The 20293-nt window shown below is 47.8% G+C and carries 17 protein-coding genes; 7 read left to right on the top strand and 10 right to left on the bottom strand.

The annotated features are described in order from the left end of the window. Positions 1 to 13: 13 nt before the first annotated feature. From guaA to CRO25_RS16195, 5 genes are all read right to left on the bottom strand, one after another. A complete protein-coding gene (gene guaA / locus CRO25_RS16175) occupies positions 14 to 1552 on the bottom strand; it encodes a glutamine-hydrolyzing GMP synthase (RefSeq protein WP_079695708.1) in 1539 nt (512 codons plus the stop codon). 315 nt (positions 1553 to 1867) lie between these two features. Continuing rightward, on the bottom strand, positions 1868 to 4231 hold the full coding sequence (locus CRO25_RS16180) for a transglutaminase domain-containing protein (RefSeq protein WP_079695709.1): 2364 nt from the start codon (positions 4229 to 4231) through the stop codon (positions 1868 to 1870). Continuing rightward, positions 4218 to 5585 carry a DUF58 domain-containing protein gene (locus CRO25_RS16185; RefSeq protein WP_079695710.1) on the bottom strand — a complete coding sequence of 456 codons (1368 nt, stop codon included), beginning with the start codon at positions 5583 to 5585 and terminating at the stop codon, positions 4218 to 4220. Before CRO25_RS16185 ends, CRO25_RS16180 begins: the two co-directional genes overlap by 14 nt. Beyond that, the gene (locus tag CRO25_RS16190; protein ID WP_256338035.1) at positions 5582 to 6556 is read right to left on the bottom strand and encodes a MoxR family ATPase; all 975 of its coding nucleotides are present in this window, start codon (positions 6554 to 6556) and stop codon (positions 5582 to 5584) included. The genes CRO25_RS16185 and CRO25_RS16190 overlap by 4 nt, the downstream gene beginning before the upstream one ends. Before the next feature lie 118 nt (positions 6557 to 6674). Next, positions 6675 to 7943: a polysaccharide deacetylase gene (locus tag CRO25_RS16195; protein ID WP_079695712.1), complete on the bottom strand. Its 1269-nt coding sequence runs from the start codon at positions 7941 to 7943 to the stop codon at positions 6675 to 6677. A 245-nt stretch (positions 7944 to 8188) separates the two neighbouring features. On the opposite strand from CRO25_RS16195, the gene CRO25_RS16200 reads away from it, so the two are divergent. Beyond that, the gene (locus CRO25_RS16200; protein WP_079695713.1) at positions 8189 to 8833 is read left to right on the top strand and encodes a DedA family protein; all 645 of its coding nucleotides are present in this window, start codon (positions 8189 to 8191) and stop codon (positions 8831 to 8833) included. A gap of 148 nt (positions 8834 to 8981) precedes the next feature. Here CRO25_RS16200 and CRO25_RS16205 read toward each other — a convergent pair whose 3' ends face one another. Next, positions 8982 to 10292, bottom strand: coding sequence for an MFS transporter (locus CRO25_RS16205; RefSeq protein WP_079695714.1), 1311 nt, complete (start codon positions 10290 to 10292; stop codon positions 8982 to 8984). Positions 10293 to 10467: 175 nt separating this feature from the next. Here CRO25_RS16205 and CRO25_RS16210 point away from each other — a divergent pair, with 175 nt between their 5' ends. Genes CRO25_RS16210 through CRO25_RS16230 form a run of 5 tightly spaced genes read left to right on the top strand, consistent with a single transcriptional unit; the run spans position 10468 to position 15741 of the window. Next, positions 10468 to 11979, top strand: a complete 1512-nt coding sequence (locus tag CRO25_RS16210; RefSeq protein ID WP_063568174.1) for a spore germination protein — start codon at positions 10468 to 10470, stop codon at positions 11977 to 11979. An 18-nt stretch (positions 11980 to 11997) separates the two neighbouring features. Beyond that, the gene (locus tag CRO25_RS16215; protein ID WP_072734826.1) at positions 11998 to 13200 is read left to right on the top strand and encodes a Ger(x)C family spore germination protein; all 1203 of its coding nucleotides are present in this window, start codon (positions 11998 to 12000) and stop codon (positions 13198 to 13200) included. 5 nt (positions 13201 to 13205) lie between these two features. Then, entirely contained in the window at positions 13206 to 13442 is a 237-nt protein-coding gene (locus CRO25_RS16220; protein ID WP_063568172.1) for a hypothetical protein, read from the top strand. Positions 13443 to 13462: 20 nt separating this feature from the next. Next, positions 13463 to 14569 (top strand): endospore germination permease, encoded by a 1107-nt coding sequence (locus CRO25_RS16225; protein ID WP_063568171.1) that lies wholly within the window; start codon positions 13463 to 13465, stop codon positions 14567 to 14569. Positions 14570 to 14613: 44 nt separating this feature from the next. Beyond that, positions 14614 to 15741: an endospore germination permease gene (locus CRO25_RS16230; protein ID WP_072734827.1), complete on the top strand. Its 1128-nt coding sequence runs from the start codon at positions 14614 to 14616 to the stop codon at positions 15739 to 15741. Positions 15742 to 15833: 92 nt separating this feature from the next. Here CRO25_RS16230 and bcp read toward each other — a convergent pair whose 3' ends face one another. From bcp to CRO25_RS16250, 4 genes are read right to left on the bottom strand one after another with little or no spacing between them, the layout of a single operon-like run. After that, positions 15834 to 16298, bottom strand: coding sequence for a thioredoxin-dependent thiol peroxidase (bcp, locus tag CRO25_RS16235; RefSeq protein WP_063568169.1), 465 nt, complete (start codon positions 16296 to 16298; stop codon positions 15834 to 15836). A 44-nt stretch (positions 16299 to 16342) separates the two neighbouring features. Then, a complete protein-coding gene (locus CRO25_RS16240; RefSeq protein WP_170867911.1) occupies positions 16343 to 17119 on the bottom strand; it encodes an ABC transporter permease in 777 nt (258 codons plus the stop codon). 13 nt (positions 17120 to 17132) lie between these two features. Beyond that, positions 17133 to 17927: an ABC-2 family transporter protein gene (locus tag CRO25_RS16245; RefSeq protein WP_053779604.1), complete on the bottom strand. Its 795-nt coding sequence runs from the start codon at positions 17925 to 17927 to the stop codon at positions 17133 to 17135. Position 17928: 1 nt separating this feature from the next. After that, on the bottom strand, positions 17929 to 18975 hold the full coding sequence (locus CRO25_RS16250) for an ATP-binding cassette domain-containing protein (RefSeq protein ID WP_079695715.1): 1047 nt from the start codon (positions 18973 to 18975) through the stop codon (positions 17929 to 17931). Between the two features lie 204 nt (positions 18976 to 19179). Between CRO25_RS16250 and CRO25_RS16255 the strand changes: the two genes are divergently transcribed. Then, the gene (locus CRO25_RS16255) at positions 19180 to 20223 is read left to right on the top strand and encodes an LCP family protein (RefSeq protein WP_072734829.1); all 1044 of its coding nucleotides are present in this window, start codon (positions 19180 to 19182) and stop codon (positions 20221 to 20223) included. The last annotated feature ends 70 nt before the right edge of the window (positions 20224 to 20293 follow it).

Genomic DNA, 20293 nt, shown 5'->3' on the forward strand with positions numbered 1-20293 from the left:
GATTACTTCTAATTTATTCCCATTCAATCGTTGCTGGTGGTTTGGAAGTTACGTCATACACGATACGGTTTACGTTATCCACTTCGTTAACGATCCGCACGGATATTTTCTCCAATACGTCCCAAGGGATACGTGCCCAGTCAGCTGTCATACCATCGATGGACGTTACGGCACGGATACCTACAGTGTAGGAATACGTACGCGCGTCACCCATAACCCCAACACTCTTCATGTTAGGCAGGGCTGTGAAGTATTGCCAGATCTCGCGGTCAAGACCGGCTTTGGCAATCTCCTCGCGCAGGATGTAGTCCGAATCACGAACGATTTTGAGCTTGTCCTCCGTTACTTCGCCAAGGACACGGATAGCAAGACCCGGACCTGGGAACGGCTGACGCCATACGATTGCTTCTGGCAGACCGCACTCTTCGCCGACTTTACGCACTTCGTCTTTGAACAAGGCACTCAGTGGTTCGATCAGTTTGAAGTTCATGTCCTCAGGCAATCCGCCCACATTGTGGTGGGATTTGATAGTTTGAGCTGTCGCTGTGCCACTTTCCACGATATCCGTGTACAATGTACCTTGCGCCAGGAATGCAAAATCATCAAACTGCTTGGACTCTTCGTCAAATACGTAAATAAACTCGTTACCGATAATTTTACGTTTTTGTTCCGGATCATCCACTCCTGCTAGTTTGGACAGGAAACGCTCTTGTGCATCGATTTTGACAACTTTCATGTCGAATTTGCCGACGAACGTCTCCATTACGCTCTCCGCTTCGCCTTTGCGCAGCAGACCATGGTCGATAAACATACATGTCAGTTGGTCACCGATGGCTTTGTGAAGCAATGCAGCAACCACGGAAGAATCAACACCGCCGCTAAGTGCGCACAATACTTTACCGTCGCCCACTTTTTCACGGATATCCTTGATCGTATCTTCAATGAACGTCTCCATGCTCCAGTTGCCTTCACAACCACAGATTTCGTACAGGAAGTTTTTGATCATTTCATTACCGCGAACAGAGTGGCGTACTTCTGGATGGAACTGAACAGCATACAATTTGCGCTCATCGTTACTCATCGCTGCGATTGGCGCACTTTCCGTGCCTGCATCCAGTTTGAATCCAGCAGGAAGAGCAACCACGTGGTCACCATGACTCATCCATACCGTATGTTCACCTTCGATACCTTGTGCAAGAGTAGAACCTGGTGCAAACTCGATATCCGCTTTACCGTACTCACGCTTCTCGGAACGCTCCACTTTACCATCAAGCTGTTGCGCCATAAGCTGCATGCCGTAACAAATTCCGAAGATTGGCACTCCCAGATCATAAACGGCCGGATCTACGTGTGGTGCATTTTCTGCATAAACGCTAGATGGTCCGCCCGAGAACACGATTCCCTTTGGCGATAATTCTGCGATTTTCTCCGCCGGTGTGTTATACGGCAAAAGCTCGCTGTACACGCCCAGATCCCGGATTCTTCTGGCGATTAACTGGTTGTATTGGCCCCCAAAGTCAAGGACAACCACTATTTCATTTTGCTTATTCATTACCGAGCCTCCCTCAATTAATGAAACTAATTATACGCAACGACAAAACATACCGTCAAGGAAAGGCGAAACTCCTTTTTTCGACATCTCAAAACATGGCATATTCAACGCCTGAGATTACAATATTTGGTCGAATATTCTCGCCACCATTATATATATTCCCGATCGGAAATATAAGAAAAGGGTTGATGCACTATTTTCATCATAAAAGAGATCTTCCGCATGAAGCTCACGGTGTATGATCGCGGAAAGACGCCTCGTTCGCTTTATGGGCGAGAAAGGCGTCCTATGTTTGGCGCTGCGCTGTACTTCGTGTTACAGCGCCTGCATGCGCTGGGCCAGTTGAAGTGCCCGGCGCAGGAAGTCCAGACTGTCCGCACGCAGCGGACGGTCCGGCCCGTACAGCAGCCGTTCCCAATCGGCTGCGAACCGCGCGATGTCCGCGCCGTCCGTGCCTGTGGCTACGGCGGGTGACGCTGCATATTCACGCAGCGTCATTCCCGGCGGCCGCGGGCCGTAGCGGCGCGCGAGCGCGGTCCAGACCGGAGCGGCGGCGCTGAGCAGCCGCTCGCGGTCCGGAAAGCTGCTGCGCGGCCACGCCAGCAGCAGCCTTAGCCGCAGCGCGGGGCGAAGCCGCCGCATGCGGATGGCCCCGGCGGCGCACAGCAGCGCCGCTGCCGCAAGGGCTGCCGCGAGCCATGGGTGCGCGGCAATGGCCCGTGCGCGGGCGAGCAGCCATGCGCCCGCGTGAGCTACCCCGCCGTCCGTCTGCGGCGGGGTTACGGCAACGGGCTGCTGCCCGCTGAGCGCAGCGGCATCTTGGCCTTCACCCTGCGTCATGGTGAAGCCCGGCGTAGCCTCAAACGGCATCCAGCCCGCACCTGGAAAATACACTTCTACCCAGGAGTGTGCATCTCCTTGGGTCACAATGTATTGCCCGGAGACGTCCGCATCGGCTTCCCCGGGCCCGAATCCCTTCACCCAGCGTGCCGGAATGCCCTCTGCACGTAGCAGCACAATCATAGCTGTCGAGAAATGATTGCAATATCCCTGCCGCGTAACGAATAGAAAATCGTCCACAAAATCAGTTCCTCGTGGTGGCATACGGGTATCCAGTGTATATTCGGCGTGGTCCGCAAGATACGACTTTACGGCTTGCACGGCATCATAACGACTCTCACTTCCCTGAATGATTTCCTTCGCAAGAGCCTGCACACGTCCGGGAAGCGTAGTTGGTAGCTGCAAATACGTTCTGCGAATTGCCGCCGGATCTTTCATGTTGGACTTCTTTCCCAGAAGGCGTAGTTGTTCAGGTGTTGCCACGGGAATCATGATGTCTGCCGTATAACTTTTGACAGATTGATTGTCATAGGTAGCCGCCAGCCATAACGTGGCGGAATCTTCATTTGATAGTAATAAACGTTTATTCTTCTGATTATCCCTGTTCTTATCCTGGAACGAAAGATTGATTGGCATTCCACCTGTAAAGAGGGGATTGGGTCCTCTCCATTCTCGCTTCATCGTTACCGTTTGACGAATACGTTGCCAATAGGCTGGATACTCCCAACCATCGGTACGCACCAATCCAGATGGACTTGCCGTCCCAAAGCTCTGCACAGGATCACTCCAGGTGCTTCCGTTATAATATGAACGGGTCTCGCTCCGCCAATACGTAGCTTCCGGACTTTTCGCCGTAAAAAAGATCGTGTCTCCCTGCACCAAAGGTGCGCCCATTGGTGCATCCGCTGTACTATATCCTGTGACGGCGGTTGTGGCAGGAATACTTCCGTGCTGTGTATAGCCTGCCCAGCGGGCCAGCCGTTCACCCATCTGCTCAAGGGATATACGTTCCGGTGGAGGAATGGAAGCAAGTTGACCAGGGATCGCTGAGAAAAGTACCATACCTGCAGACACCGCAAGCGTTACCGTGCACCAACGGCCATAAGGACTCTGCTTAAAGATCGGTGTGGTGACCCCGCCATTAAGGCGAAGCAACTGTAACATGGCCTGAATGAGTAGAATCCACAGCACAGAACGTATCACCGAAGCATATACATCCAGTCCGGCAAAGGATTCAAGCAGCAGCAAATAGACCAATGTTGCACTGCCAAAAAGCATCACACTTCGTCGCAGCAGTACAAGGGACTGCACGGAAGCCATCAGCATGCTCCAACCGCACATCATGAGCAGACCTCTTGTCTCCACACTAATTGAGTGAACACGCCACGTACTCATGAAACTGCCCATATCCTCAGAAAGAGTGGCCGGATATGTAACAGCCCATCCAGCAAGGTCATTACCTCCATACATACAACATAATGCGGCTAGAGCAATGAGGAGTCTAATCAGTATTCCCGTGATCCAGCCGGTACAAAGCAACCCCGCGAGCAGCAAGGTTCCTGTTAATCCTGCCATCACGGACAAGAATCGTTCACTGCCCTGCTGACCCGTTGACGTAACCGGATAAATCCACTCCAGGGACAATATAAGCAAAATGGCGGAAAGACCGATTCTGTAAAGGAGAGGTTCCGAATTTTGGCCATGACTCTTCAAATCTACTCCAGATGTCCTGGTTTCCCCTTTATATATGGAATGCACAGACTCTAATCCCAAACTGGCGGTATGCCCCCTGTCAGCCACAGTGGAGTTCGCTTGAGGGTTTCCATTATGCTCCCACATCCGTTACCTCCGCCTTTCTCATTGAAGGTAAAGAGCTGTCTGTGATCCAATGGATCTGTACCCCACATTGACGAAGCTGTTCCAGACTTTCATTGCCAATGTCACGAATGGTTCGATCTGTTGCAATAGACTGTGCTGTTTCTGAAACTACAGTTGTATCAGAAGTCGCATCACCTTGAGTTCCTCGCTTCTGAGCCATATTGCTGCTGAGGGATTCCGCTCGCGATATAGGTGATGGATCTTCTCCAGCCATGAAATCCGTTAACTGAACCTCTACCCTGTATCCCAACCCAATTGCACACATTACCCACTCCACAAGAGCTTCGTCCATTCTGCCGGTGAGAACCACAATTCGTGACCCGATCGCCATTCTATCCAACATCTCTGTGCGAAGCGAAGGAGGTACAACTTGAGACGTGGCAATTCGTGCCTGCGCCAGCTTGTCTAACGCATGGTTTTCAGGAGAATGCAGTAGTTCTTGTTTCCATTTCTCCCGAAGAGCAGATCCTGACCCACCGCCTTCCGTCCACACTTGATAAGGAATGTTGTCCCGTTCAGCGGTATGAACCCAACGAGCAGCTGCACGGACCGCACGTTCAAAAGCAGGCATATCCCTCTTCTCTGACTGCCGCATTTCATAACCCGATGCACCTTCATACACCAGTATACCCAGCGAGACAGAATCGGAGGTTTCAGGCAAAAAAGTCTGAAGTCGACCCGTTTTGGCTGTGCTTTTCCAATGAACACGCCCCAGTGGGTCTCCTTGCTGATATTCCCGGAACTCAGGACTGCGATTCCCCTGACTGCTTCTTCGCTCAGACAGGGCATCTTCCCCCACGGCCGAGTATTCTCCAGGATTACTCTCACCCCATTCCGTAGCTTGGGGAACAACAATTAGCGAGGTATGATTCACAGTCTCTGCGGAGACCGTATTCCATCCGAAAACATCACCCCAGTACAATCTGCCTGATTCCCATCTGTACACACCTCTGCGCAAACCCGATAATTCATATTGATACGTAAACTGGCGACGGGTTCCCGGAAATAGTAATTTACGATGTACACCGGCAGGTGTATTCTCACACAGAATGATCCATAACAGTGGAATCGGGCAGTCGAATTTCAGTTCCACTGCCACCCGCGTTCTTTCGCCTGCCACAACCCGATTCGCATGCATTTGCCGCCGAATGTTAATATTGCGCGGACCGAAAAAATGGATGATCAGTGCGCTTGCGAGCATCAAGGCCGCTATAATGGACAGAAATAGCGCGGCTTTGCCGCCATGCCATACATATAAAGAGGCAAAAGCCACGACCAGGACAGCACCCAACATTCGTTGACCCAGCGCAGTCATTGACGCCGTCCCCTTCCCTGTGCCGCCATCTGTACAGGTACAGGAACCGATGACAGAGCTTCCTGAATCAATTGCGCCTGTGCCCAGATTTCCGCTCTGTTCTGGGCTTTCAATTGAACGCGATGGGAAAGGACAGGTACAGCCATCTCTTTCACATCATCGGGAATGACATAACTGCGTCCTTGGAGGTAAGCAAACGATTGTGCAGCAGCCATCCAGGCCAATGTTCCGCGCGGGCTGATTCCCAGTCTTACCGCTGGGTGACTTCTTGAGGCAACGGCAACAGCAACCAGATACTGTTTGACAACAGGATCCACATGTACATGTTTTACTTCACGCTGCATGGCTACAACTTCTTCAGCAAGCATGACAGGGCGAAGTTCATCAAGCAGTTCTCTGCTTTGCATCCGGGTTAACAGTTCGACTTCCTGCTCCGGATCAGGGTACCCCAATCCAATCTTCATGAGAAAACGATCCAACTGCGCTTCAGGCAGACGATAGGTGCCCTCAAACTGCAACGGATTCTGCGTGGCCAGCAAAAAGAATGGGCGCGGCAAAGCATAGGTTGTGCCATCCACCGTAATGCGTCGTTCCTCCATCGCTTCCAGAAGTGCCGACTGGGTACGGGGGGAAGCGCGATTAATTTCATCCGCCAGAACAATATTGGACATGACGGGTCCTGGCCGAAACTTGAATTCTCCCGTATGTGGATGATACATCGATGTGCCCGTCACATCTGCCGGCATCACGTCCGACGTGAACTGAATTCGTCCCATGGAGCAATCTAGTGCAGAAGCGACGGCGCGAACCAGCATCGTTTTGCCTGTACCCGGTACATCTTCCAGAAGTACATGACCTCCACTCAGCATTGCAGTTAACACATAACGAATCTCTTGTTTTTTGCCAATGATCACACTTTCAACTCGCTTCATAACTCTATTCAGCAATTCTACGGCATGTTCATGTTCCATTCGGATATAAGACATTTCTTCTAATCTCCTTCCATCCATCGGCATTCCTGAACCATACTAATCTATGATTCAGTGTTGCCCGGAAGTAGAGAGAATAGTCCTGTACGAACGACTTTATTCAGATCAATTTATCCAAATACATGCTGTTCGCTGCTGCCAGAGGAACGCTGGCTTTAACCATCCATTCCTTTTCATTCGCCTTTAGTGAATCAACGGTTACTCCCATATGCTCCATCAATTCCCGCAGCGGAACCCAGATCGTTCCTCCCTGGCTCTGCACGACTCCCTCTGTCGTTCTGTCATTCATCTGGTCTGCACGTTTCGTTGTCAGGTCTCCGCTGATACTGTCTGCATGGATGGTTCGGTCTTTCCATATGGCTGTAGCTGTCCGGGTCTCTGCATTCCAGCGAGCGCTGCCACCGAACTTTTTCATAAAGGTCCGCAAAGGCACCATAATCCGCTGATCTTCCACGCGAAATTCTCCTTGCTTCAATGTGACTGCAGCCAAGCCGATTTCCACCTTCAATTCCTTGCCAGCCAACCACAGGTTGCTGTTCTCCTGTACATTTTCTGCGACCCATTCCTTACCCGGAGCTTTGCGAGACTTGTATTTACCATTGGAATCGATGCGGAATTGAACAGGCTGATCCGTGGCCTTCATCGTGTCAAAACGAAAACCCTGATCCTGGTAATACTTGATAATGCCAGGTAGTGCTTTTACCGTCTCGGCATGAGCTCCACCATCATGCATCAATACAATGACCGAACGTGCTCCGGCAGGCACCTTGGTCGCATTGCGTAAGATTTCTTTGGCCGGAACACCCTTCCGTTTGGAATCACCACTGTCTACGTTCCAGTCCATAACGGTGTACCCGCCCAATTTCAGCAAATCAAAATAACTCTTGTCGAAATGTCCATAGGTACCGCCCGGTGCCCGGACCAGATTCGGCCGAAATCCTGTAATCCGCTCTACTATCGCCTCAGTCTGTTTGATCTGCTTCCAGAACACTTTGAAATCACTGTACAGCTGTTCATAATTATGATTAAACGTATGATTGCCCAAAGCATGTCCATCTTCCACAACCGCACGGATCATCTCAGGATAACGTTCTGCTTGCTCACCAAGCACAAAAAATGTAGCCAAAACCTGCTCCTTGCGCAAAATATCCAATACTTCACGGGTATGGTTACCCGGTCCATCGTCAAAACTCAAATAGACTACCTTGTCTTTAGGATTCTCTTCTTTGGAGGCGGGTGCATCAGACCCCGATACTGAGGAAGCATAAGTTGTGCCTGCCGATGCAGCGAATACACACAGCAGTACCACAATGCGAAGTATAAGCACAGACCATTTTCCCGATAAAATTGTATGTATTGGTGTTACCATGTTCGAATCAACCTCCAACGTCTCTAGTGAATTTGCTGATAGACTTCAGCAGATTTGTTAGAATTATATGGAGGACGCGCTGAAAAAAGACGCGATTTTGTTTTATAATTTTTCACAATTTGGGATGGCTCGTGATTGATTCTTCGCTTCGGATTAGGTAGCATAATGGACAGGTAGGATCGTGAACAAAACTCCTTGGAGAGTAAGTATCTCCTCCCACCCTGTCTGCAGGAGAGTGAAGTCTATTGGAATTGCTTGAGAAGGTCCAGCATCTGTTTGGATCCTACGGATACAGCGTTTTGTTTTTTGGTTTATTGCTGGAATTTATCGCCCTTCCCTTCCCGGGAGAAACGACTATGGCTTATGCAGGATTTCTGTCCTATAAGGGTCATCTGGACTTTGGAATACTTGCCATCCTTGCTTTTCTGGGAACGACGATTGGCATGACGATCACTTATTTTATTGGGGCCAAAGCAGGTCTGCCGTTCATTACACGATATGGAAAATGGTTTCTAATGAAACAGGACAAGCTGGATAAAACGCAAAAGTGGTTTGCCAAGTACGGCAATGCCCTGATCTTCATCGGTTATTTCATTCCGGGAGTGAGACATTTCACCGGATATTTTGCGGGTATAGCCGCTGTTCCCTTTCGCAAATTCGCTCTCTATGCCTATTCAGGCGCACTGTTGTGGGTTATGCTGTTCCTGGGCATCGGTAAAATATTTGGACCCCAATGGAACGCAGTGTTCCAGCTTGCTCATCAATATGCACCTTACATCGTGGCGGGGATCGGACTGTTGCTGATTGCAGCCTTACTGTACCGTTATCGAAAAGCGTGGGCAGCCCGATCGATGCGCAAGCCTGCCGCTATTCGGCAAAGACAAAAATAAAACGATACCATTCACATATCTATCGATAATATCAAGGGTTGAATTCAGACCACATTTAGCGCAGAGGTTTTTGTGCCTGTTAGATGTGGGACCACCGGGTTAACCTTTCTGTTATTAATAAGGAGCTGCATATCGCCGCTCCTTTTTTTCATGTTTTTTTGGTTATACGTCTAATGTTAAAAGCCTCACGTGCCCTTAGCCATCCATAGGCTGTAAGCAAAACAGCAATTGCCGCAAAACCCAATCCGCCTGCGAAACCAAGCTTTCGTGGCTCTACCACTTCTAATAACAAACCCGCACCAAACATGGATAACCCCAAGATGCTACTACTGCAAGCCGTCACCAAACCATAGATGAGCCCTCGATATTTCTCAGGTGTTTCACGCATTAGAAGTGTATCCAGACAAGCATTTCCTACCCCTGACATAAGGGCCAACAGAATATAGATCAGCACTGCGATCACTGGCAGAGTCGCCATACTAAGCAGCATAAGCAATCCCCCTTCCACGAGCAGACATATTACTACTCCTGGAAGCAGCCAATGCTGAAAATAACGAGAGCACCAGTTGCTTAATACCAGTCCCGTCCCAAGCGCCGCATAGAACAGACCTACACCCCAATCCCCAAGGGCAAACACTTCAATTGCATATACGCTGATCAATACATTGTCGATCCCGTTGATGACCGGTACCCATAACTCGAACAGGATGATGATCTGTAATGCTACAGAGGATCGAACCAGCCTCCATATTACCGAAGGAACATAAACTGCACCATTAGCGCGAGTAAACACTGAAGGATTACCAGAAGCTGAAACGGCTGAGCTCTCCACATTTTCAAGCGATCTCCCATTTGATTCAGTACCTACTCCCGATGGAAACGAGACTTTTCGAATCAAAACAGCAGCCATCAGAAAACAAAGTGCATTGGTTATAAAAGCAGCCTGCGGCCCCATCACTGATGAGGTGATCCCTCCAAGAAAGGCACCTACGATCAGCACCGTACCGTTCATGACCTGTTCAAGTCCGTTAATTTTGAGCAAATGTTCCGACTGAACAAGCAATGGTATGCCTGATTTACGGACCGGCGCATAAAGAGCCTCGGCGCAGGCTAGTAAAGTACTCGCTGTATATAGAATCCACAAATCATCTGCACTGTTTACGAGTAAATAACTTAGAGCAAGAGGCACCCTTATCAAATTGGTAAGCAGCATAATCTTTCGCCGTGAGAAGCGCATGGTTAACATGCCACCTGTCGGGGCAAGCATCAGGAATGGAATCACACGCAGACCAAGGGCTAGTCCTACTGCAAGTCCAGATCCTGTTGTGCTGAGAATTAACGAAAGCATGGCCACCTGGCAAAAACGGTCACCTATGCCGTTCACTAGTCCCGCGACAAAGAACTTGCGGTACTCCGATTCTTTTTGTAGCAGGATCACAATGGAAGATCTAAATAGCATGACATATCCTCTTCTCTAATATTAGACATTAATCTAATTAGATAATATTCTAATATACAAGGATTGACAATGTCCTTTTTTTATTTTGTGGGATATTCAATAACACTTTTGTGATAATCCTGATTCATCCAGGTCATACTAATTTGCAAATATAGGGTGTATAAGGGGTGAAGGAATGAGTACAACAGCGCAGAGCAGCCAGGATCAGAGAATATCTCCGAATCTTACGGAAAATACGGATTATTGTAAGAAGGTGATGGGGAATAGCAAAGACTTGATGATTCGTCCTCTGCAGTGTTTGCACAAATGGCCTTCTGTCATGTTGTACATCGATGGGATGGTAGACGTGCAGATTGTGAATCATTCCATCCTGGAATCCTTGTTACAAACCCGAGAGCTGCCTGACTTCTCAGCGGAAAATGAGCATCTGATCTATCTCCAGAATGATGTCTTGGTGGCCAGCAACGTAATATTAATCGAGGAGATGAAAGACGTCCTTGATGCTCTCTTGGCAGGCTTTGCCGTTGTGCTGCTTGAAGGATCGAATCAAGGCCTGAAAATCGCAGCAGCGGGCTGGGAAGACCGTGCCGTCGGCGAACCCATCTCCCAGACGGTTGTTCGCGGTCCCATGGAGGGCTTTAATGAAAATTTGCGAACGAATACAGGCTTGATACGCAAACGAATTCGTGACCCCCATCTCTGGATTGAAGAAAGGGAGCTTGGCCGAGTCACCAACACCAGGGTAGCCGTGGTATATCTGGAGCATATCGTCGATCAAGAGGTTATAAAAGAACTGCGGCGAAGGCTTGATGAAATTGATATTGACGCTATTCTGGAAAGTGGATATATCGAGGAGCTCGTGCAGGACAAAACAGGTACCATCTTCCCTACGGTCTATAACAGTGAGCGACCAGACACCGTATGCGCCGCACTGCTTGAAGGTCGGGTCGCGATCATTGTAGACGGTACTCCTTTCGTACTGCTTGTTCCCGCTCTGTTTGTTCATTTCTTTCAGTCCCCCGAAGATTATTACCAACGGGCCGATATTAGCTCATTGATTCGAATGATTCGTTATCTAGCGTTCTTTATTGCGCTGCTCGCTCCATCCTTCTATATTGCCATTACTACCTTTCATCAGGAGATGCTGCCCACCAACCTGCTTATTAGTCTGGCAGCTCAGCGAGAAGGTGTTCCATTTCCGGCATTCATCGAAGCCATATTGATGGAGCTGACCTATGAAATTTTGCGGGAAGCCGGCATCCGTATTCCAAAGACCGTCGGTCAAGCCGTTTCCATCGTAGGTACCCTTGTTATTGGTCAAGCCGCAGTAGATGCTGGCGTTGTATCGGCTGCCATGGTTATTATCGTATCCATTACAGCGATATCCAGTTATGTTATTCCGGAAAATGGACTCTCCATTTCTGTGCGGATTCTGCGATTTGTCCTGATGATTCTGGCTGCTGCCTTTGGTTTCTACGGAATTCTGATGGTTCTACTGATTACAGTAACCCATCTATGCAGTTTAAGATCTTTTGGTGTGTCTTATATGTCCCCGTTCGCACCTTACATCGGGAAGGATCTCAAAGATACCATATTCCGCGTGCCTTGGACCCGGATGAAAACCCGTCCGCTCTCTACCGGAACTGCGAACGAAACCAGACAAGCTAACAAAAAAACGAAGCGATAATCGGTAAGGAGAACGTGTATGAACAAATGCCTACAATTGATTCTATCTTTTGCCGTTCTGCTCCCTCTCCTTACCGGATGCTGGGATCGACAGGAACTCAATGAGCTTGGCATCATGCTGGGTCTTGGTGTAGACAAGGATGGCGATATGATTAAGGTTAGTGCTCAAGTGGTTGTTCCCAATGAAGTATCCTCCAAGTCAGGAGGAGGTAAAGGAACGCCTGTGACTCAGTATCAGGCTTCTGCGCCTACCTTGTTTGAAGCCATTCAAAAGTTAACGGAATCTAGCCCACGTCGTATATTCATGGCACATATCCGCGTGATGGTCATTGGCGAAGAGTATGCTCGCAAAGTGGGCATTTATGATATCACAGAAGCATTAATGCGCGAGCCTACGGTTCGTCCTGACTATTACGTCATGGTTGCACGAAATACAACAGCTTCCAAGGTGCTAGATGTGCTGACACCACTTGAAAATTTACCTGCGGAGAAGATGTTCAATTCATTGGATGTATCCACCAAGACTTGGTCACCCACAACAACCGTAACTGGGGATCAGTTAATGGAATACATTTTGGCTCCTGGAATACAGCCTGTAATTACCGGAGTGGAGGTTGTTGGTCAACCTGAGAAAAGTGGAAGTCAAGCTAACATTGCGACCATTAAGGCTCCTGCTAGCCTCAACTCAACAGGACTGTCTGTATTCAAGGGAGACAAGCTGATTGGGTGGCTAACCGAGGATGAATCCAAGGGATATAACTACATTCGAAACAATGTGGTATCCACCATCAGCCATCTTCCCTGCCGAAAAGAAGGATATGTGACCTTCAAAACACTTCGTACAACGACCAAACGGAAAGCAAAAGTCGTAGCAGATCACCCTTTAATCAATATTAAAATCAAAAATGTATCTTCCATAGGTGCCGTTGAATGTGGAATCAAAATCGGTTCAATGAAAGTACTCAAGGAATTGGAACAGGACAGTGAGGAACGGCTTGTAGAACTGATGCAAAAATCCATCAAATCGGTACAGCGCAAGTTTCACGTTGATATTTTCGGATTCGGGCAAGAGGTCTACCATGCTGATCCCAAGTTCTTCAAAAAGGTGGAGAAAGATTGGGATAGTTATTTGGAAAATCTGGATGTTCATTACGATGTCAATGTTCAAATCAAACGTGTAGGTACACTGGATGATTCGTTCAAAGATCAAATTAGGGAGTGAGACAGGTGTTAATTACACTTAGTGTCATTGTGACCGCAGGGGTCATTGGGTGGTTCGATCTGCCAGGGCTCATACGTAGCAAGGAATGGAAAGAATTGGCTGTTTACAGTGTCTTACTGCTCTTGGCTACCATTCTCAGTGTCTTTGCGGCCAACCTGTGGGAAATCCCAAGCCCACTTTATCTCATCATATGGATCTATGAACCTGTAAATCAATTTCTGGCACACTTGACTGGAACTTAAGGAAAAAAGGAGAGGACATTATGCTTGAACAGGGTCGCATCGGAACAAGACAATTGTCCATCCTCATTTTTATGATGGTGGTCGGGGATATGATGCTCATCTATCCCTCGGTCATCACATCCTATGCCAAACAAGATGCCTGGATATGCGCTCTTGTCGGGGTTCCGTTGGGAATGGCCCTCACGCTCATGTTTTTAAAGCTGTGCAGTCTGTATCCGGAGGAAAATCTGATACAGATTTCACGGAGCATTCTGGGATTTTGGCCAGGCAGTCTTGTATCCGCATTTTACCTATTCTTTTTTGTAATAGGTGCCTCTACGCACACCCGAGAGGTCGGAGATTTCCTAACTTCCCAAATCTTTCAGTACACCCCGATTCGAGTCATCATTCTGATGTTTGTTATTACAGTTGGCTGGGGGTTATATCATGGTCTGGAGACGATGGGGAGGAGCAGTGAATTGCTGATGCCTATCCTTATCGTGTTTATTCTCGTGCTTGCATTCTGTCTACTACCTCAGATTGATCCCAGCAATTTAAAGCCTGCTACAGATACTGGCGTTGTTCCCATCCTGCAGGGTATTCTCATAAGTATCATATATCCCGTAGGTGAACTGGTCCCCATTATGATGATTATTCCCTACACGCTAAAACAGGCTCACCGAACTCGGGATGTTCTTATGGCGGCAGGACTTGGCAACTTGTTACTGGCTATATTGGTTACCATCTCTCTGCTTGTTCTAGGTGCTTTCCTTACACAGCACAACATCTATGCTTCCTTTATTTTATCTCAGAAGATTAGCATTGGTGGCTTTTTTGAGCGTATTGAAGCCATTATGGCTTCTTCCTGGCTCATCTCCACGTATGTTAAAGCGATGGTGTATATGTACGCATTTATCCTCGGATGCGCCGAACTATTTAGGCTCAAGCAGTATCGGATACTCATCCTACCTGCAACATTGCTTATATTTGGCCTTGCCAATCTGGTCTCGCCCAATTTGACCTTCATCGTCATTACCGTCGTTCCATATTGGGTAGATTGGGATACCACATTGAGCATTATATTGCCAGGGCTGTTACTGTTGGTGCATATGTTCAAAAAGGGTTGGAAAAACAAGCCTTCGGGATAAGGCAATGCTGGAGTTCTAATATGTCAGGAAGGAGGCTGGAGACCATGATAATTAAAGATAAAATTACCATTCGGCAATTTGCCCTGCTTACCTTTCTTGTCATGGTTGGGGATATGATTCTGATCTATCCTTCGTTGGTCACAACCTTGGGTAAACAGGATGCATGGATATGCTCTTTCCTCAGTCAGCCCATCGGTCTATTTATCATTTGGATTTTGTACAAACTACAACAAACCTACCCTGAACTATCTTTAATCGAAATTTGCAAGAAATTGCTTGGTCCATGGATTGGATCAGTCTTGTCTGCTGGTTACCTGTTCTATTTCGCTATAGGCGCTGCCATCTGTATCCGGGAAGTTGGAGACTTCATGACGACTCAAATCTACCTCCAGACCCCCATCCGTGTCATTTTGATTATGCTCATGTGTTCCCTGATCTGGGGCCTAATGAAAGGATTGCAAACCATGGGAGCAACCAGTGAACTATTGACTCCTATTGTTTTTGTTTTTATGGTTCTCCTGTTCGTGGGTTTGCTGCCCAAAATAGATGTCTCACATCTGCAGCCTATCTTTAACATCAGCCGGGTTCATTTGATTGAAACCGTTATTCGCGGATCCTTTACCGCCTTCGGGGAGCTGCTCGTGCTTACTATGATTCTTCCTTATGTAATGCGAGGGCCGCACCTTAAACGAGACTTGTTGCTTGCCACTTTCTGCGGAGGTCTGCTCCTGTGTGTATTGCTATTGTTTTCCCTTATGGTTGTGGGTCCTTTCCTAACCCAGCATAATATTTTCATTTCGTACACCCTGTCTCAAAAAATTAATATCGGTAACTTCTTTGAGCGAATTGAAGCCTTCATGGCTACTGCCTGGTTAATTGCGACCTATTTCAAAAGCCTGCTGTACATGTTCGCTTTTGTTATCGGACTAGCTCAGCTGTTTCAGTTGAAAACATACAAACCACTCATTCTCCCTTCATCCTTGCTCATGTTTGCATTGGCCATCCTGATCTCCCCCAATGTCATTTTTTATATCGAAACCATCATGCCTGCATGGGTGGATTGGGACATTACTTGCAGTTTTATTATTCCTCTGTTGCTTTTACTTGTTCATCGCATTCGCTTTGGCAAGAACAGAAAAAATCAGTCCCATCCAGAACGATTGCCCACATAAAAAGGCTGTATTAACGGTATAACCCGCGAATACAGCCTTTATTATGAAGTGAACATTTTTTTGTTGTATAGAGAACAGACGAGTTTACCTTCCTAAAGTTGCTGCAAAGCCTCAAGTGCTGCTTCAATATGCCCTTTGACTCGCACTTTAGACCACGACTTCAGCAGTATACCCTCTTCATCAATAAGAAACGTGGAGCGTACCATCCCCATGTATTCCTTGCCATACATCTTTTTGAGCTGCCATACGCCGTATTGTTCGGCAACCTGATGTTCTTCGTCGGATAACAGGATGAATGGTAAGCCGTATTTGGCAATGAATTTGTCGTGCTGCTTCATCGGATCAATACTAATCCCCAGAATAACTGTATTTAATCCCTTGAACTCCTCATGACGATCACGGAAATCACATGCCTGCTGTGTGCAGGAAGAAGTCATATCCTTCGGGTAAAAATATATCAGCACCCGCTGTCCGCGATAATCGGAGAGTTTTACCGTCTCTCCCGTACTGGACGGAAGTTCAAAGTCTGGTGCCAGCTTGCCTTCGGTTAATGTCATCTCATTTCCTCCTATATCTCGTCTATACTTTCAATGGATATCTGTTATGATCCTGCTCCGCGATACTTCTTCACGCCATAATTCCATAGCAGAAGACCGATGGAGCCAAACACCAATCCCATCACAGGTGTCAGCATCGCCATACGATGCATTTCGGATCGTTCCAGGAACAGGGCTGCCGGATAAATGCCCACGAAGGCAAATGGAATGACCCACGTTAACAGGACCTGAATCGCGCGGTTATAGATGGTTACCGGATAACGTCCATATCCCTGAATGTTGTACATTAATGGCAGGATACCTGTAGGCGCGTCCGAATAAAATGATAACGACGTCAAGGTGATATAGATTCCTGCATAGATTAGCACTGAACTAATAGTAAGAATAATCAGGGCCGGAATATGCCACCACTCCAGCACAAGTCCCATCTCCGCACCGCTGATGACCATAATGATCAGACCGATAAACGAACCAACGAGTGCAGGCGGGTCCACATTTTCAAGTAAAATCTGGAACAGGTTATGCGCAGGTCGTGTTAATATGCGATCCATCTCGCCTTTGACAATATACCGTTCACTGAACCCCCACAGATTGATAAAGCAACTGAAGATGCCGTAAGGCACCATAAAATATCCATAAACAAAAAGGACTTCACTCTCACTCCAGCCGCCCAAATTATCCGTATGTCGGAAAACCACAAAGATAAAGATCAGATTGGTTGCCTGGAACAGCAAATCCGAAAGGATTTCAACCCAAAAATCGGCGCGGTACGTGAGACGTGTTTTCATGTAATTTTTTAAATATTCCCAGATCAGACCCATATAGTACACTCTGTTATCCTCCTTGCACGAACAGACGCTTGCGCGCCTGACGCCAGATCAGCATCATCGGAATGAGCAGTATGACAAACCAGAACACCTGAATGCCGAGTACGCTCCAGATGCCTGTGCCTTCCACTCTTCCGGTGAAAACCGAACCGGGTAGATACGTAATGGCCTGAAAAGGCAATACTTTCATCACTGCGGACATCCAGCCCGGATAGAGGCTGATTGGAATGATCAGACCTGAGAACAGATCAACCACGACACGTTTCATACGCATCATGCCTTCATTGTTTTCCACAAAGAATGCGGCCAGCCCCGTAATGACATTAATCTGGGAATTAATGAGGAAACTGAAGAACAGCATGACCAGAAAGCCAATCCATGCGGACGGCGCCGTGGGCAGTTCAACCGGGAACAACAGAATCGCAATGAGCATTCCAGGAATCATAAGCAGCAGGAAACGGAAAATACCTTCGCCCAGACCCTGCATCATTTTGACCATGACATAGTTGATCGGTCTTATGAATTGAATGGCAATGGAGCCATCCCGAATGTCTGCGGCTATTTCCCGGTCCAGGTTGTTAAAATAAAATGCACGCGCCATCCACGATACAGCCACATATGTTGTCATCTGAGCTGCCGTAAAACCGCCCAGTTCACCACTACTGCCGTAAATGGCTTGCCACGTAAAGTAATACACGCCGATATTCAGCGTATATATCAAAATGCCGGAATAATAATTCACCCGGTATGCAAGCATCGTCAGGAACCGGATGCGCATAAAATCAAAAAATGCACTATTCATCTTAGGATACACCCACCGCTTCGTTCTTTGCGCCCACTATCTCGGGACGCTCGGCGGAACCGGATTGGTAAATACTGCGCACAATCTCATCCGTGTTAATCTCAATAATCTGAATATCGGTAATATCTGCCTGTCCAACGACGCGTCCCAGCACATCCGACACGTTGAGTTCAAGTGGAATCCAGACCGATGCGGACAGTTCATTCTCCACCGTCCAGCGAACAGGGAGCGCAGCAGTCCACTCCAGCATTTGTTCCATGGGATGAGCAGTGCCAAACTTGAACCGGATCTCCCGTTCCTTGCCCCACTGAGATTTCAGATGATCCAACCCGCCATCATAGATGATATTGCCCGCATCGAGCATAATAACTCTAGAGCATAAAGCTTCGATGTCCTGCAGATCGTGGGTTGTCAGCAAAATGGTTGTTCCGTGTTCCTTATTCATGTCTTTCAGAAATTCACGGATTTCCGATTTCACAACAATATCCAGACCAATGGTAGGCTCATCCAGGAAAACAATATCTGGATTGTGCAGCAGCGCAGCGACCAGCTCACAGCGCATGCGCTGTCCAAGACTGAGCTTACGAACAGGACGGTTCAGCAAATCCTGAAGCTGTAACCGCTCAACCAGTTCATCCAGACGTTTGCGGAAATCGACCTCACCTACTCGATACACCTTGCGCAGCAGATGGAAGGACTCAATAACACCGATATCCCACCAGAGTTGGCTGCGTTGACCAAATACGACACCAATATTCTGCACAAACTTCTCACGTTCCTGATACGGAACATATCCACCAACCGATATTTGCCCTGAAGTAGGCACCAAAATGCCGGTCAACATCTTAATCGTTGTTGATTTACCGGCACCGTTCTCCCCAATATATCCGCATATTTCGCCTTGCGGAATTTGAAATGAAATATCATTTACAGCCAAGACCTCCTGGTATTGACGTGCAAACAGATCCTGAAATGCGCCCTTAAGCCCTCCTCGACTTTTCTGGACGCTAAACGACTTGCGTAATTCTTTGACATCAATCGCCAGCATGATTATACCTCACTTGGATTTTGTTGAAATTGCTTGTAGCCCAAAAAGAAATTATAATAGTATCAGTCAAAATTCAGCAAGCTTTAAAAAATAGTCTGAGGCCGCGTCCTCTGTTGTATCTCACAGATATGTCGTGTACGGAAAGCCCGGGCTAAATCAATTTGGACTCATCTTCATTTATTTTGAATACAAAGGAGAGCTAGCATGACCAGAAAGACGAAGAGAACCATTTGGATTTCTCTTGCCGCCTTCGTGCTTATTGTTGGAGGCGCTGCGGCATTTTATTTCGGTTCTATTCTCAATCAGTTGAATGGCTTGCAAAAGGAAGGCGATGAATCGCCGTTTGCCGGTATCGAAAATGTTGAAAAAGTAAGTACACCGGATCCTCCGAAATGGGAAGGCACCGAAACGGTTAATATTCTCGTTATGGGTGTTGATGCCCGCGGGCTGGAGAAGGGGGAAGTTCCTCGTTCTGACAGCATGATGGTCGTTTCGCTTGACCCACTCACCAAAAAAATTAATCTATTCTCCATTCTGCGTGACACATACGTCAACATTGACGGATATGGCAAGGAACGAATCAATACTGCTATTACCCATGGTCCCAACGTAGCAATGAAAGCTGCTGGAGACCTGCTGGGTATCCCTGTTCAGTATTATGTGTATACCGATTTCCAAGGATTCATCAAATTGGTGGATGCCGTTGGCGGTGTGGATTTTGACGTAGAGAAGGACATGCACTATACAAGTAAAGCGGACAATAATGAATACGATATTGATCTGAAAAAAGGCTACCAGCATTTGGATGGCGATACGGCTCTCATGTACGTTCGCTTCCGTCATGATGCCATGTCGGATTATGCCCGCTCCGAGCGGCAGCGTGAATTCCTGAAAGCTGTAGCAGCGAAAATGCAGTCAACGACAACCATTGCCAAACTGCCTTCCATTCTGGAAGAAGTTAATCCTTATGTAGATACGAATCTGACCCTCTCCGACATGTGGAAGCTGGGCGGACTCGGATATCAGAGCAGCATGAACGGCAGCGAGCAAATCCCGCCAATGAAAATGCTCAAGGAAGAGCGTACACCGGGCGGAGCTGAGGTGCTGACGGTAACCAGTGAAGAAAAACTTAAGCAATATATTCAAGATATCATTCATCCTCCTGCTCAAGAGGAAGGCAGTACTACTGGAGCCGAAGACAAAACGGCAAGTGGTGACGAACAAAACTCCAAGCAACCCGCACAGTAATGAAGTGCAACACGCAGAGGGCAGCCCACATGCTGCCCTCTCGCTGTGTTTGGTTTATCTAATACGAAAG

Origin of the sequence: Paenibacillus sp. RU5M, from assembly GCF_900221055.1 — a bacterium.
In the GTDB taxonomy this organism is placed as follows: Bacteria; Bacillota; Bacilli; order Paenibacillales; family Paenibacillaceae; genus Paenibacillus; species Paenibacillus marchantiae.

Excerpts from the sequence above, each read along its gene's own strand:
- guaA (WP_079695708.1), bottom strand. The coding sequence starts at position 1,552 with ATGAATAAGCAAAATGAAATAGTGGTTGTCCTTGACTTTGGGGGCCAA.
- CRO25_RS16180 (WP_079695709.1), bottom strand. The coding sequence starts at position 4,231 with ATGTGGGAGCATAATGGAAACCCTCAAGCGAACTCCACTGTGGCTGAC.
- CRO25_RS16185 (WP_079695710.1), bottom strand. The coding sequence starts at position 5,585 with ATGACTGCGCTGGGTCAACGAATGTTGGGTGCTGTCCTGGTCGTGGCT.
- CRO25_RS16190 (WP_256338035.1), bottom strand. The coding sequence starts at position 6,556 with ATGGAACATGAACATGCCGTAGAATTGCTGAATAGAGTTATGAAGCGA.
- CRO25_RS16195 (WP_079695712.1), bottom strand. The coding sequence starts at position 7,943 with ATGGTAACACCAATACATACAATTTTATCGGGAAAATGGTCTGTGCTT.
- CRO25_RS16205 (WP_079695714.1), bottom strand. The coding sequence starts at position 10,292 with ATGCTATTTAGATCTTCCATTGTGATCCTGCTACAAAAAGAATCGGAG.
- CRO25_RS16210 (WP_063568174.1), top strand. The coding sequence starts at position 10,468 with ATGAGTACAACAGCGCAGAGCAGCCAGGATCAGAGAATATCTCCGAAT.
- CRO25_RS16215 (WP_072734826.1), top strand. The coding sequence starts at position 11,998 with ATGAACAAATGCCTACAATTGATTCTATCTTTTGCCGTTCTGCTCCCT.
- CRO25_RS16225 (WP_063568171.1), top strand. The coding sequence starts at position 13,463 with ATGCTTGAACAGGGTCGCATCGGAACAAGACAATTGTCCATCCTCATT.
- CRO25_RS16230 (WP_072734827.1), top strand. The coding sequence starts at position 14,614 with ATGATAATTAAAGATAAAATTACCATTCGGCAATTTGCCCTGCTTACC.
- bcp (WP_063568169.1), bottom strand. The coding sequence starts at position 16,298 with ATGACATTAACCGAAGGCAAGCTGGCACCAGACTTTGAACTTCCGTCC.
- CRO25_RS16240 (WP_170867911.1), bottom strand. The coding sequence starts at position 17,119 with ATGGGTCTGATCTGGGAATATTTAAAAAATTACATGAAAACACGTCTC.
- CRO25_RS16245 (WP_053779604.1), bottom strand. The coding sequence starts at position 17,927 with ATGAATAGTGCATTTTTTGATTTTATGCGCATCCGGTTCCTGACGATG.
- CRO25_RS16250 (WP_079695715.1), bottom strand. The coding sequence starts at position 18,975 with ATGCTGGCGATTGATGTCAAAGAATTACGCAAGTCGTTTAGCGTCCAG.
- CRO25_RS16255 (WP_072734829.1), top strand. The coding sequence starts at position 19,180 with ATGACCAGAAAGACGAAGAGAACCATTTGGATTTCTCTTGCCGCCTTC.